The 13354-nt window shown below is 42.3% G+C and carries 16 protein-coding genes; all 16 read right to left on the bottom strand.

Annotated elements, in window-relative coordinates; genetic code table 11:
- Positions 1–8: 8 nt before the first annotated feature.
- Entirely contained in the window at positions 9–836 is an 828-nt protein-coding gene (locus tag A7K50_RS07665; RefSeq protein WP_243103682.1) for a hypothetical protein, read from the bottom strand.
- Positions 837–855: 19 nt separating this feature from the next.
- Positions 856–1083, bottom strand: a complete 228-nt coding sequence (locus A7K50_RS07660; protein ID WP_119775349.1) for a hypothetical protein — start codon at positions 1081–1083, stop codon at positions 856–858.
- Positions 1084–1244: 161 nt separating this feature from the next.
- Positions 1245–1772 carry an A24 family peptidase gene (locus tag A7K50_RS07655; RefSeq protein WP_119775347.1) on the bottom strand — a complete coding sequence of 176 codons (528 nt, stop codon included), beginning with the start codon at positions 1770–1772 and terminating at the stop codon, positions 1245–1247.
- 22 nt (positions 1773–1794) lie between these two features.
- Positions 1795–2319, bottom strand: a complete 525-nt coding sequence (locus A7K50_RS07650; protein WP_119775345.1) for a hypothetical protein — start codon at positions 2317–2319, stop codon at positions 1795–1797.
- A 10-nt stretch (positions 2320–2329) separates the two neighbouring features.
- Positions 2330–2776, bottom strand: a complete 447-nt coding sequence (locus A7K50_RS14310) for a hypothetical protein (RefSeq protein ID WP_243103681.1) — start codon at positions 2774–2776, stop codon at positions 2330–2332.
- Between the two features lie 58 nt (positions 2777–2834).
- On the bottom strand, positions 2835–3011 hold the full coding sequence (locus tag A7K50_RS14185) for a hypothetical protein (RefSeq protein WP_165904961.1): 177 nt from the start codon (positions 3009–3011) through the stop codon (positions 2835–2837).
- 16 nt (positions 3012–3027) lie between these two features.
- Entirely contained in the window at positions 3028–3198 is a 171-nt protein-coding gene (locus tag A7K50_RS14180) for a hypothetical protein (RefSeq protein ID WP_165904960.1), read from the bottom strand.
- Between the two features lie 15 nt (positions 3199–3213).
- Positions 3214–4110 (bottom strand): hypothetical protein, encoded by an 897-nt coding sequence (locus A7K50_RS07640; protein WP_119775344.1) that lies wholly within the window; start codon positions 4108–4110, stop codon positions 3214–3216.
- A 9-nt stretch (positions 4111–4119) separates the two neighbouring features.
- The gene (locus A7K50_RS07635) at positions 4120–5073 is read right to left on the bottom strand and encodes a type II secretion system F family protein (protein ID WP_119775342.1); all 954 of its coding nucleotides are present in this window, start codon (positions 5071–5073) and stop codon (positions 4120–4122) included.
- Entirely contained in the window at positions 5070–6491 is a 1422-nt protein-coding gene (locus A7K50_RS07630) for an ATPase, T2SS/T4P/T4SS family (RefSeq protein ID WP_119775341.1), read from the bottom strand. Before A7K50_RS07630 ends, A7K50_RS07635 begins: the two co-directional genes overlap by 4 nt.
- Before the next feature lie 2 nt (positions 6492–6493).
- The gene (locus tag A7K50_RS07625) at positions 6494–7342 is read right to left on the bottom strand and encodes a P-loop NTPase (protein ID WP_119775339.1); all 849 of its coding nucleotides are present in this window, start codon (positions 7340–7342) and stop codon (positions 6494–6496) included.
- Positions 7343–7354: 12 nt separating this feature from the next.
- On the bottom strand, positions 7355–8119 hold the full coding sequence (locus tag A7K50_RS07620) for an SAF domain-containing protein (RefSeq protein ID WP_119775337.1): 765 nt from the start codon (positions 8117–8119) through the stop codon (positions 7355–7357).
- A gap of 109 nt (positions 8120–8228) precedes the next feature.
- On the bottom strand, positions 8229–10136 hold the full coding sequence (locus A7K50_RS07615; RefSeq protein WP_243103680.1) for an NlpC/P60 family protein: 1908 nt from the start codon (positions 10134–10136) through the stop codon (positions 8229–8231).
- Positions 10137–10172: 36 nt separating this feature from the next.
- Positions 10173–10580 carry a DUF6075 family protein gene (locus tag A7K50_RS07610; RefSeq protein ID WP_119775336.1) on the bottom strand — a complete coding sequence of 136 codons (408 nt, stop codon included), beginning with the start codon at positions 10578–10580 and terminating at the stop codon, positions 10173–10175.
- 70 nt (positions 10581–10650) lie between these two features.
- A complete protein-coding gene (locus tag A7K50_RS07605; RefSeq protein WP_119775334.1) occupies positions 10651–12987 on the bottom strand; it encodes a VirB4-like conjugal transfer ATPase, CD1110 family in 2337 nt (778 codons plus the stop codon).
- Complete coding sequence (locus A7K50_RS07600) at positions 12980–13345, bottom strand: PrgI family protein (protein WP_119775333.1); 366 nt, start codon at positions 13343–13345, stop codon at positions 12980–12982. The genes A7K50_RS07605 and A7K50_RS07600 overlap by 8 nt, the downstream gene beginning before the upstream one ends.
- Positions 13346–13354: the final 9 nt, after the last annotated feature.

The following is a 13354-nucleotide window of genomic DNA, read 5'->3' as shown; positions in this document are numbered from 1 at the left end:
TTTCTCTCCTAATTCTCTAATTGGCTTGCTTGTTCGGAATCAACTTTCCAAACACCGTTTACCTGAAGTAATATCACGCGCTCTTCATATTTGCTTACCCAATAGTTGCCGCCGTTTTTAGCTGCATTAATCACGGTCACAAACTTCAAAAAAGCGCCTTCTTGGTTGTTTAATTGAGGGATTTGATTAAAGCTGATATCTTCAAGATAAATTGATTTCACCTGTCTTGTATCCTTATTGTTTATACTTTCGGATTTAAAACTAGGGAAGTAATTATCCAATTCTTGCTGGAAATGAACTGTTGTATAATTGCTGCCCGGCATTTGGGCAGTCGATTGCAGCTGTTTGTAATCTGTTGTCCGGAATACCGATAGCCATTTTGCCCCTGCTTCATAAGCTGCCTTTTCTTTATCTGTCTTTGCAGCATCGTTTTTTAAATCAATCGGATATCCTAAGCTATACAAAGACAGGTCCGGATTTGTTACGGGCTGAGGCTTAGTATTTGTCGTTCCTGATCCTTTTTGTGCTGCTCCGGAAGTTGGTAAAGTCCCAGATTGTGAGTTATTCTCACCTTGTGGGTTATGTTTAATCTGAGATTTCTTTTCGGTTTGTGAGTTACTGTCTTCATCGGCTTTTGGCAGTTCCTTAATAGGCTGCAATTCTTTCTCGGTCTTTTGGTTGTCTGATTGATTATTATTTTGAGTTTCCGTATTCTTTACTGCAGGTTTTGTGGTCTGGGGTTGAGGAACAGCTTTTTTTGAACCGCAGCCAAATAACAATAGCGATAAAATAAGAAAAATAATTGGGAATATCATTTTATTTTTTTTATTAAACATCGTGCATTCTCCTTTCCGTTTATCCAACCGGAACCTGTTTATCATTCATTTCAATGTAAACTTTGGATAGGGTATTAACCCCTGCAGAATCCGATTTACGCCTCCCATCCATTTGGGATTCCATTTTTTCCAACTGCATAAGAACTGCAAATTTAATAAATTCAATTTTATCTAACCCTATAGAAAGGCTGAAACCTTCAGCTCTTTGATTTAAGTTATCTGATACATCAAGTTCCCATTTAACCAATTACCAACACCCCTTTTACTTATTTTTTAAATGTCTTACTACTCCCGCAACAAGAGCGATCACGCCTATTCCAAGAACAATTGGCCCAATGATATTCATAAGCTCACCTCTTTATACCATATTACAACATATATAGGAATTTTTTGGTATTATACTAAAATTTATATTAAATTGCCGAATAAGTGACTTAAAAACAGAGTTACAATAAAGGAAATGGCAATTAGAACTGCACCCCCGCCCGGAAATTCGGCCTTTTCATTAGTAAAATAATTTGTATTCTCCCCGAGAACAAACAAAGAGATTGTATCTGCTCTGACATCGGTAAGAGTCCCAGCAAATCCTTTCAATTTAATCGTTCTGATCAAAAAATAGAAAAAAGCAGAGAACATACAAATTGCTAAATTTAGGAATAATCCTGTAGGGGATAAATACAGACTTAATGCCAGTAATAACTTTGCATCTCCGCCCCTCATGGCTTTCTGCGAATATACTATCATTAAGATAAAGAACATAAAAATGTACGAAAATAAAAACGTGACGGAGAACTTATGAAAGCAGGTCATAAAAAAAATCCCCAGTAAAATACCAGGGAGAGTTATCCAGTTATATATTTTTCGTCTCCGCCAATCAGTTATCGTGCTTATCAGCAGCATCACAATCGGAATTATATAAAAAAGTTGTTCTGTCATAGACTATCCTTCCTTTATTTTTTTAGGGAGATATTCTCAATGATGCATCTTTGGCAACCTTTATCGTCCAGTAGGGAGTCGGATCAACCAGCTGGGTGAAACCCCTCCATACTTTCACCTCAACATAAGCAACATAACTGGGGTAATTAATCGCATGCCCATCGATAGGGCTTACCGCCGGTAATACGTCAGAATTATACGCATGGTAATAAAGCGTTGCTTTGTTGATTGCAATCACCGGCGATCCCGGCAACGGATCGAGGTTATTGTCTAAAGATAAATTTTTCTTCAGCATATCGAGAAATACGCTGTCCGCTTTCGCTGAGTCGATAGCCAGAATTCCTTGATTAAGCTTAGCCTGATCCGTTTGCTCCGTTGCTGCCAAGGCGGCAAACTTTACGCTGTCAATGATTCCGCGTTTCATATTTATGGCGTGATAATAGTCTGTTGCCCACCCAAATAAAGCTAAAAACAAGCCAAGGTATATTAAGACTTCAACTAAAGCGGAACCCCGTTCATTGTCTCGAATATTTTTTAATATTTTCATGTTCATCACCTTAAGGTAAATACTGACTCATAATCGTTTTCGTTACGGATATTGTCTGTGAAGCGGCCACCGGATGACCGCTCGACCAATCCGTAAAATTGCGCGGCCCTGAAACTGTTATGGTAATGTACTGACCGTATGGAATGCGGTTCGTATCGTTGCCCGATCCGGTAATCGTAAACGAATTGACATTTACCCCGGTATGGGCAAGCTGATCTCTTATCAAAGTCTGAACTTCCGTTGTTGTCCCGCCCACAATAGCAGCCCGTTCAAGTCCCAGGTTAACGGCATTAATCATTGATCCTTGCATATTATTCAAGAAAAACAGTGAGAAAAAGGCAAAGAAAATCATCATCCAAAGGCCGAAGACAATTAAGAACGAGATTAATGACGATCCTCTTTCTTGATCAGGGTTTCTTTTCCGGTTTCTAAGAAAAAGCAATAATTTGTTTTTCATAAAAATAAGCAGATAGCATGCTTTAAACATACTATCTGCCATTCTCCTTTCCTTCTGATTAAGGGGTTGTTATTCCGTTAATGCTTGTATTCATACTGGTGAGCTTTCCCTTCACGGTCGTAAACAGGGTTGCCACAGCACCGATCGTAGCGAGAACACCGCCGAAGATCCAAATGATATTCTGGATTACATCCCCACCCTCATCGTTATAAAGCGTTTTGATTAAATTGATCATGTCTTCATCACCTTTCTTAATTTAATACACTGATACCGCTTGAATCATTCGTTACTTTGCTTTTTACTGTGCCATATACGATCATGGCTAAACCGACGGTTGCCAAGATACCGCCGATGAGTAATATGATTTCTTGGGTTAAATCCCCCCTTTCATCTTTTAGTAATTCCTTTAAAATGTTTTTCACAAAATAGATCACCCCTCACATTACTTGACTTAGATTTTGATTTGCTTGCAGCAGTAATGGCACAAGGATAATGATTGGGATCATAATAAAGGGTATTGTTGTCAAAGCTTCGACAATCATTTTCCGCTTTTTATATCTGCTCATTTCCTTTAACCCTTCTATATAATCAATATCCTTGGATCTGCTTTCCATGTACGCTACCATGTGGGTATTATCGATGGTGATCGACTGCAGCAAAATATCCGCGAAGTTCCGAAATTCTTCGATATCGGTCTCTTTACTTAGCTTGGCAAGCGCGATTCGGGGTCCTTGTAATGAAATTTCTTGCAAAAGTTTTTCTAAATGAGGCTTTAATCGATTCGTTGCGAAAAGAGATCCTTTTATCGAATCGGTAATGGAATGACCGGCTTTTCGCAGGTCGACGATATAGGTCATTGCTTCGGATAATTCATTTGTTAATTCCTCCTTGTATTGAGCATATAGGTATAGGAGAAGAATTGTTGGGGCCGTAATTCCAGTGAAAAAGCCTACAGCAATTAAAAAACCTAAGATGAGGATATTTTGAGAAGCCAAACCGGCAAAGCCAAATAAAACGGTAAACAAAAAAGGGCTGATGCCCTTAAGTGTCTTAAAGTCCTTATACCCTAAAGATAACGGTTTTCCCGGCTGCTTGAGAATTTCAAGAATCAGGTCTGTTTTATTGTTTTTATGTCTATTTTTAGTTTCTCTTTGCTTTGAAAAATACTTTTTAATTTTTGTAAGAAAGGAATCTTTTGTTTGCCTATAAGTAATAACCGTGCTGCTTATTGAATTAATCCTTTTAAACTCTTTTCTCGAATTCCTGATAAAGAAGCTTATGAACAGCACAAATAAGCCCATGGAAACGCCCAGGGCGCATAAGATTGTCATCATATTACATCCTTAATCCTCCATCGATAAATATTTTAATAAAAGCCCGACCTCAATAAGTATGGCAATAATAATTGAATCTGTGTAATAAACGCCTATAGAAGACTGTTTAACCATCATCATGGAATCTGGCCAGAAAAGCCCGACTGCGAAATAGACAACAACCATAACGATGGTAAAGACGATTGCCTTTGATATCAGTGGACTTAAATCTTCTTTAATCGTTTGCGCTCTAATTTTTTTAGAACGTATTTTACCAATTAACCGATATAGATTCTCATCGGTATTTCCCCCGGAAATAACGGCGGAATGGACTGTGTTGTAAAAATCTCTGAACGCTTGGATCTTGAGAATATTGGCAGTTCTTAACACTGTCTGATCAAAACTTTCACCGCCATTTACTTCGGTTTGGATTCTGCTGAATAGCGATTTCATTTGAGAGGGCATCCCCTCGATTGAATCCCAAGTGGCTGCTTCAAGGTTATTCCGCACAATATAGTTATTAAGAATCAAGGTAAACGTATTTAATGCCTGCTTATTGATCAATTTGCGTGTGGAATAGTAGACGATATTGAGTATTAACCATGGAAATATCCCGCCCACGAACGTAACGATGACGATAGCTAAGACGTTATATTTCATTACCACTGCTTGCGATCCTTGAATACCCGGTACTGTAAGCTTAAACATACATATTGATCCCACCAAGGTGAAGATAAAAAAGATAATGCTAATCATCACGAATGTTTTAAACGTCATGTTCAATTGGATGATTTCTTTACGCTGATCAAAGAGAATCCTTATTTTGTTTATGAGACCTGTTTCTTTAAGGACTCTTTCTTGGATAGAGGTTAATCTCCTTTTAACATACCCTGTAATCTTTCTCTTTTCTGTATCCTGGAAAAACCAAGCAAATAAAATAATGAGTAGGCCGATACTCATTCCATAACAAAGAATCAGGTTCATTTTATCCACCTCTTTATCTCGTCGGTATTACCCCTTCCTTTAGCGATTAACCTTTTGGCCAATTTTTTCGTTATCGGCTTAAACGTCATGTTTCCGTTGCTGTCGCGTTTAAAAATGTTATTAATGACGATGTTATCGTTATCATCTAAATCGATTTCAGCAATTTGGGTAATTTCAATCTTTCTGTCAATATTGGCTAATTGAATGATGATATCGACCGCTGTCGCTATCTCGCTATTGATAACTTTATCCGATACATTGGATATGGCCTGTACTTTTGTCCTGAGCTCCTGGCAGCAAGACTCGGCATCATAGGTATGAATGGAGGCCATGGTGTTGGCATGGCCGGATCGCATGGCCCTCAACGTATACATCGCTTCAATCGGATACCGGATTTCCCCGACCAGGATAACATCCGGGTCCATGCGCATAATTTGGGGATAGATTTCTTCAACGCCAATCGGATTATATTTTGTATCTCTCTCAAGCATCTCGACGACTTCAAGCTTAGGATAATACTTCAGCAGCTGTAGCTCAGGCCCGTTTTCAATTGTAATAATCCGCAAACCGCTTTCAGGATCACCAACACTGTTATCTTCAGGGATCAATTCCTGTAATATCCCGGCTAACGTCCTGATTAAAGTTGTTTTCCCCGTATGCGTTCCTCCGCTTACGATGATAGTCGCCCCGGCTTTTACTGCGTCATAAAGAAAATCCAGCTGTCTGTAAGAATGGCCGGTATCATCATTTTGCCCTTCGAAAAGATCATCCTGATCACTTAAGGAAACTCCGGGTTCAGCCGTTTTTAATGTGCCTATACTCTCTAGTTCCTCCATGGTAAAGTTCTTATCCCGAAATCTGCGGATATTGATGGTTATCCCATGGCTTGGAACGATTGAGCTTTTGTTGATGACAACTCTGCTTCGGTCAGGGAGCCAGGCATTATCGACCATAGGACTACCCTCGTTTGCTTCGGAGTGACAAGTAAGCAATATTTTCTCTGCGATTTTTTCTAAATGCTGATTATCTTTAAATTTAATATTCACGGCATGGTAGCGGATGCCGTTTTTCTTGTAGGTAACTTTATCAATGCCGTTTACACATATTTCAGTAATATCGGGGTTAAGGTAGATTAAATCATGCAAAATATCGTAACCTACGATGTATTTATATACTTCCCAGATAATTTGTTCGATGCCCATATTCGGGATTTCAACTTTGTTGGTAAAAAGAATTTCCTTCATTACTTCTTTTATTTTTTCTTGGGCTTCAAAATTTCCGTAGATAGCATCACTCAACAATTTGGAATGTTTTTCCGCCAATTCTGTTTGGATGATGCTTGTGGCTTTAAAAAGCAATTTTTTATCGTCTTCAGAACTTACATATACTTTGGCAGCCTGAGCCAGACTGACTCTCATACCTAGTCACCGTCCTTTTTATTGCTAAATGAAAAGAGCCTAAATCTTTTGGCTCCCTTCTTTTTCAATGGGATTTCTTTATGCAGCTTAAATGACGCTTTCTTTACATGATCCGAAACTTCACGATATTTTAAAAGAGAATCCAAGGTAACGGTAAGGTTATCATATTTAACCTTCGGTATCGCCGGTATGGTTCCAAGCAGAGGCAATCCTAAATTTTTCTCGATTTTTTCTTTTGTGTACATGGCTTTATTCGAATATTGGTTGATTAACAAATGGAATTTATTAATCCCGACTTGTCTGACAGACAAATTGTTAAGCCACTTTGCTGTATTTTCAATGACATTTCTGTTTTGGTCCACCACAACAATAACATCGGTCGCCATTTTCAAAGCAATATCTGTCGGAATGATGAGTGTATCGCTTTGGACGTCAATAATAAGAACGTCCACAATCTCCGACAGATCGGAAATAATCTTTTTGGCCTGGTTTGGCCCAAGTTTTTCTATCAGTTCGGGATGCTTTGTCAGGCCTGTCCAGTAAAGAAGGTTAGGAATATCTTCAGTCTTGATGGCATTTTCTTCTAAGATATCTTTATACGAGAAATTATCTTGCCAGGATTTCAAAACAAATTCGATCGTGCTTTCTTGATCTTCAGTATCCAGAAATAAATGGATACTGGGAGTTAGTACCGCAAAATCCAATAGCCCGACTTTTAGGTCAGCTATTTTGGCAAAGGTTTGGGCGAAAGTTAAAGCCATGGTTGTTTTTCCAACAGAACCAACACCCCAAAAGGTAATAATTTTTTTATAACCATTCTCTGTTAATTGCAGCTCGTTATCTCTTGTCATTTTGCGATCCCCCTATTTCTGCATCGCTAATAAAGCAAGGATAAAATCTTTAGACACATTTACATTAGAATTCTCAACAACTTGGTTGATATTATAAAGATTTACCGAGTCTTTGCTTCTTTTGCCAAGGGAGAGCGTCCCCATTGTCTCTGCCTGTTTGATGATAAGAAATTGCCGGGGCGTTACTTTTGCAATGATTTCAACCGGAATACCCTTTGTTTGGTTTCCATTGGAAAGACTTACAACACTTTCTGCTTTGGACTGGATATAGGGCGTATCTGCTGAAGTGAGAATATTACCGGTTGCATCGGCTGTGGCCTCGATAAATAAGTCCGTTAATATATATCCTGTCATGGATGTACTTCCTGATACTTTAGGGTCAACACTCATGACAAGATCAACCGTTTGCCCGTATCGGACTAAACCGGCAATTGAACCGTCATAATCCGTTTTAAAGGCAATCAGTCTGGTATTATTTTCTGAAACTTTAGGATTTTGTTCTATTTTATCGGTTCTGACAGGATCTCCTTCCTTTAACGGCCAATTCAGTGTTTTTCCTATAACTTGATTTTTGTCGGTGGCAGCGCCGTCAGGAACACTCTCTCTTGGCACTTTTTTTATAATTAGCTGTTGGTCATATACAACTGTGTCTTCTGAAATATCTGAGGCAGCAAAGACAACCGGGATAAGACCTTTTGAATAGTCGATTTGCAAATAGATTCCGATTCCGCTGCCTAAAGCCAGGATAGCTCCGATAATAAATATAATTCTTCTCAAAACTTACACTCCTTCATTATTTCTTACTTGATAAACCGGGGAAAAAAGCTCTTTCTGGAGTTATCTATATACAGCATAGATAACTTCTTTGTATTTATAAAGGGTAAAGCTATTCAAAAAACTTAGGTCTGCCGATCAGATAATAGCTTGAGGCACTGGAACCGGATACAACGGTTATCCCTACATTGTTCTGGCCAGCATTACAATTGGCAATTAACAGATTTCCGTTTTCCTTGCCCACAACAATGCCCACATGGCTTAGGTCGGAATAAAATGCCAAATCCCCCGGCTGAGCACTGACCCAGTTTACCGGCGCACATGCGGCATATTGGCTAGCAGTACCGGTTCCAGTTATTTTCGCAGCATCTGTATTACCTGCGGCATTGACGAATACCCATGCCACATAGCCGGAACAGTCCAACCCGAAAGCCCGAACGTTTCCGGACGTTGCGCTGCCCTCGTCAGTTACTTTAGCAGGTGTTCCCCAGCGGCTGTCCCAACCGATGACGGTGGATTTACCTCCCCAAAAGTAATTTACCTTACCGACAAGGGAATAGGCGGCTAGTACAAGCTTTTTCCGCTTTTCGTCCAAATCCGGCGGCAGGTTGTTCATAATAGCTGCAATTTCCTTCGGAGAAAGGGTTATATCCGTATAACTACCTATAAGCCTTAAAAATAGCTGCTTGTATTTGTCCTGCATCAACTCATTCAACATCCCCGCTTCTTGCTGATTGAAATTGTATTGGGCGATCATATCCGAATAAGATTTCGAGATCACATGAATATGCAAGACAGTCTCGGTACTGGTCGTTTTCCCGTCCGTGTGCTCAATCGTGTCCAGCCAATAATCGATTTTATTCATTTCCCAAAATATGTTTCGGAGGATTTCCACTTTTGTATCGTCAAGGGTGGCAACCTCCATGCCGTTTTCCGGATCGGCGGTCACTTTCACCGAGTACACCGCCAGAATGTCACGCCAGTTGCTGACCATGGTACTGCTGCCGTTATTGGACAAATCCAGCGTGTCATAGGGATTTTCATTCTCTATTTGCTCAATTTTTGCCCTGAATTCCCCGTTTAACCGGCTGACGGCCTCCGTCATAACCGGCGTATTCTTACCGGTGTCTTCATTGGAAAAGAAAACTCCGAATACTGACCCTGACATAAGCCCTACCAGACATACCAGTAAGATGATAACAACCGCTGCCCAACCTCCGGCGGCAATCAGTGCAATCAGGCTCTTCAATGCTGCAATTATCACTTTAATAGTGGCAAGCATTGCTTTTGCCGCCGTTTTTCCCGAGACAGCCGCAGCTCTTGCTGCGGTCCGTGCCGCTTGGGTCACCCTTTGGGCGACTTGAGTTGCATTAACGATAGTTTTGGCTGCTGACTGTGAGGCCTTAATGGCTGTCTTGGAACTGCGTTCGATGGTCTTAACTCTTCTTTGGGCCGTTTTAACCATGCCTTTAGCCGCCTGTTTTACGGTTATACTACTCTCTCTAGCAGATTGTTTGATCCTGCGTCCTGTTTGGCCGTGAATTTTGCCGACCTGCAATGCTGCTTTTTCTGTAGGTTGAAAAACTGAATTTTGGAAGGTCTGAGCAGCTTTTCTTTCAGCCGTTTGCTTTGCCGTTAAAGTTGCTTTGCCCTGAACATATCTCTGTTTTAATTTTGGAACTTTAGCGTCGGGATAGGAGGTACGCCCCGACTGATTTCCGCTAGTAATAGTAGTAGAAGTACCCGTCCCGCCTGCCCGCCGTTCCTTGATTTTCCACACCGCGTTTTTGCCGTGTTCTCCCATAGTTAGCGCTTTTTGAACAACTGTTTCCGTACCGTCTTTTACTCTACTCACTGCTTTATCCACATAGTTACTGTCTTCGTTATGCCCGCTTTGCTCCGCCTGCTCCTTTGTACGGATATAGGCTTTTTTCATCCTGTGCGATACATCCGAAGCTTTATCCAGTACCTTAATGTCTTTGATAGCAGATTTCGTCCTTATTTCTTTCATTACCCTCATCGCCTTCCCCCATTGGACTCAATCTATCTGAAAGGTTTACAGTTCCTTTACAGAGAGCTGTAGGGCAGGACGCTCCGGACTCAGGCAATACTCGGGATAACGCAGCCGGATAGCTTCGAAAAAGTACGCCGCAAAACGGCAGTCAAATAATTCATACGGCGTGGAGTACCGCTCTTTTCCCTCCTCTGTCCACCCGTTCCAAAGGTTAAAAGCCAAGCGGCACAGACGGATGGTTCCTCCCGTCTGCCAGGCGGCTCCAAGGTTTTGCGGCTTAATGCACTTCTCTTTAAAATCAAACAAGGAGCGGATATGATCCCTTGTTTCCTTACTTATCCCCATCGTGTAGAAAAATGCCCTGTGATACACGTCAGTATTACCTGCTGCATCGAGCATATTGTAATAAAAGGCCTCATGCTCTTTGCTTACAAACCGGATATTTTTCATTGAATTTTCTCCTTCAATATGATGAAAAAGCCGTCATTACGTACCGGCTTTCCTCAATGAACATATAGGATTAGATTTCAGACTGTTCGCCAGGTCTTGTGGTCATCAGGCGATAGAGCCTGGTGTTGCGTGGAAATTGATCGGCAAAGGGGACAAGGGAACTTCCCACCTTAATCAACCCGTTCCCCGCATCCACGTTGGTGATGTAGCTGAGCTGAAGGTCGGAAATGTTCAAAAGCCTGGCCAGCTCCATTCTGTCGGTGCTGGCCTGATTGAGCATGACGATAAATTCACTGTTGGCCAGCATGGTCCTAGCCGTGTGACTCTGCAGCAAATCATCAACATTTTGGGTGATGCCTGTGCAGAACGCCCCGTATTTACGGACGCGCTTCCACAGTGTAAAAAGGAAATTGGCCGAATACTCATGCTGAAACATCAGGTAAATTTCATCAATAATTATGAAAGTATTTTTGCCCTTGGCCCGGTTCCGGGTAATCCGGTTCAGGATGCTGTCCAGCACCACCAGCATACCGATGGGCAAAAGCTGCTTGCCCAAGTCCAGAATGTCGTAGCAAATTAGGCGGTTGTTGACGTCAACATTGGTCGGTTTGGCGAAAGTGTTCAGGCTGCCGCTGGTGAACAGCTCAATAGCTAAGGCAATTTCCTGCGCTTCCGGTTCATCCTGTTTTAAAAGCTCCGCATGAAAATCCTGCAAGGTGGGCGTTATCCCCTGAAAGTTGCTTTGCAGATACTTCCGGTAAACACTTGCGGTGCAGCGATCGATCAGGGACTTCTGTTTCGCCCCCAGGTTTTGGCCGCCGATCAGCTGCTCACATAAGGAAAGGACAAATTCGGATTTTAGGATGACCGGATTAGCCCCGTCGCCGTAATCACGGTTCATGTCCATGGCATTGATATGGTTTGGGGAGGTTGCGGAAATATGAATGATCTCACCGCTCAAGGCTTTGACAAGGGAAGAATATTCTCGCTCCGGGTCAATCAGTATTATGTCGTCATCGCTGGAAAGGATCTGGTTGACAATCTCCCGCTTGGCTGTAAAACTCTTGCCGGAACCGGATACGCCCAGGATGAAGCTGTTACCGTTTAAAAGCAGCTTGCGGTTGGCGATTATCATGTTCTTGGATATGACATTTTGGCCATAATAGATACCGCCGTTGTGGGAAATTTCCTGCGCCCGGAAAGGAATAAACACCGCAGTACTCTCGGTGGTTAGCGTCCGGATAGCTTCGATTTTCCTTAGCCCATAGGGAAGCGCCGTATTTAATCCGTCCATCTGCTGGAATGTCAGGGTGGAAAACTGGCAAAGATGCTTCCGTGCGGTAGTCAGCAAGGTTTCGGTATCGCTGTCCAGCTGTTCCTTGCTGTCCGCAACATGCACCATGGTCAGCACCGCAAACATCATCCGCTGGTCGCGAGTGGTCAGGTCGTCGAGGAACTCCTTGCTTTCTTTGCGTTGCTGTTCCATGTCGTAGGGTACAACGGCGGAAAAGTTATTGTTCTGGTTTTGCCGTCTCTGCCAGTTTGTGATGTTGGTTTCCACCCCAAGCAGTCTGTTTTCCACCTCCCGTACCGCTTCATCCGTGGGGATGGGGATAATATCCAATGACAACATCATGCTGCGGTTAAAATCGCAGAGTTCGGATATCATGCTGTCTTTGATATAGCTGGCGTATTCCCTTAAGAAAATGACGCGCCCGTACTTGTTTCCTATGCGGAAGTGGTCTTTTGCAAATTCAAAGGTGTCTGGAGAAATATAGTCCTTGAAGTCGTGCCCCTTTTGCATTGTTTCGGATAGATCGAACCGGAAATCCGTTTCTTCGCCGGGACGGAAAAAATCATGCAGGATGCGCAGGCGGTCCATAGTATCCAGTTCCACGCACTTGGAGCCAAGGTGGGAAAAGTGGGTGATCAGGTCGGCTCCGATGCGAGAGAAGTAGTTCCGTGCTTCCTCAATATTCTTTTTCAGCACCGATACGGTTACATATTTATCCTGGACAATCCCGTTAGCGCTGGTGGCCTTGTCCAAAAGCATCCGGTTGTATTCCCCACGGTAATCGTCCAGCCCGTCCCCCTTGAGCGGGATGAGAATAGAGCTTTCAAAGTCCATTTTGTTCAAGCGGCGGTTGTTAATGGTGATTTTGGTGGTCGCTCCGCTGTCCAAAGAATTGAGCAGCTCCGAATAAGACAGGAACATTGCTTCCTTGTCTTCTTTGGAGGCCACCGCGTAATTAATATCTGTAAAACGAAAGGACTTGGAAAATTTGTTGCCCACCTTAAAAATCCCGTCCGGCCAGACGGCCTTGATAGGAATAGTCTGCTGGACACCTTTGGGGACAACAAACTTCTCCTTATCCTGCTTCACAATTTTCTGCAGGGTTTTAATCATGTCGTTTCCATTCCTCCTTTTCCTTGTTTTGAATGCTCTGCTTCAACGCTTCGAAATACACGTTTGTCGGATAAAACATCAGTTTTTTGGGCAGGATAAACTCCGATTTGAGATACGCCCAGAAAAACTGTTCCGCTGTCATGCCGTGATAGCGGATAAACCCCATGGCGGCAAAGGGGAACGCACCCAAAATGCACACCCAGCTCACTGTTTCCGTGCCTAAGACATTCCGCAGGCCGAAGTAGATGCCGACGGCAACGCCAACAGCCAGGAGAGAAAAAATAAACTGTCGCATGGACAGTCCAAAGAACATGCTTTCCGTGTAATCCCGGATTTCCCGGTTGATTTTAACTTCCAAAGTACACCC

The organism is Dehalobacter sp. MCB1, from assembly GCF_003590275.1.
In the GTDB taxonomy this organism is placed as follows: domain Bacteria; phylum Bacillota; class Desulfitobacteriia; order Desulfitobacteriales; family Syntrophobotulaceae; genus Dehalobacter.
Note: the sequence above shows the minus strand (reverse complement) of the source record. Positions and strands in the feature narration are given on the sequence as shown.

What these genes read in the sequence shown, in the direction of transcription:
- A7K50_RS07630 (WP_119775341.1), bottom strand. Translation starts at nt 6,491, where the DNA reads ATGAGAGTCAGTCTGGCTCAGGCTGCCAAAGTATATGTAAGTTCTGAA.
- A7K50_RS14185 (WP_165904961.1), bottom strand. Translation starts at nt 3,011, where the DNA reads ATGATCAATTTAATCAAAACGCTTTATAACGATGAGGGTGGGGATGTA.
- A7K50_RS07605 (WP_119775334.1), bottom strand. Translation starts at nt 12,987, where the DNA reads ATGATTAAAACCCTGCAGAAAATTGTGAAGCAGGATAAGGAGAAGTTT.
- A7K50_RS07625 (WP_119775339.1), bottom strand. Translation starts at nt 7,342, where the DNA reads ATGACAAGAGATAACGAGCTGCAATTAACAGAGAATGGTTATAAAAAA.
- A7K50_RS07650 (WP_119775345.1), bottom strand. Translation starts at nt 2,319, where the DNA reads ATGAAAATATTAAAAAATATTCGAGACAATGAACGGGGTTCCGCTTTA.
- A7K50_RS07640 (WP_119775344.1), bottom strand. Translation starts at nt 4,110, where the DNA reads ATGATGACAATCTTATGCGCCCTGGGCGTTTCCATGGGCTTATTTGTG.
- A7K50_RS14310 (WP_243103681.1), bottom strand. Translation starts at nt 2,776, where the DNA reads ATGAAAAACAAATTATTGCTTTTTCTTAGAAACCGGAAAAGAAACCCT.
- A7K50_RS07610 (WP_119775336.1), bottom strand. Translation starts at nt 10,580, where the DNA reads ATGAAAAATATCCGGTTTGTAAGCAAAGAGCATGAGGCCTTTTATTAC.
- A7K50_RS07635 (WP_119775342.1), bottom strand. Translation starts at nt 5,073, where the DNA reads ATGAACCTGATTCTTTGTTATGGAATGAGTATCGGCCTACTCATTATT.
- A7K50_RS07655 (WP_119775347.1), bottom strand. Translation starts at nt 1,772, where the DNA reads ATGACAGAACAACTTTTTTATATAATTCCGATTGTGATGCTGCTGATA.
- A7K50_RS07665 (WP_243103682.1), bottom strand. Translation starts at nt 836, where the DNA reads ATGTTTAATAAAAAAAATAAAATGATATTCCCAATTATTTTTCTTATT.
- A7K50_RS07615 (WP_243103680.1), bottom strand. Translation starts at nt 10,136, where the DNA reads ATGAGGGTAATGAAAGAAATAAGGACGAAATCTGCTATCAAAGACATT.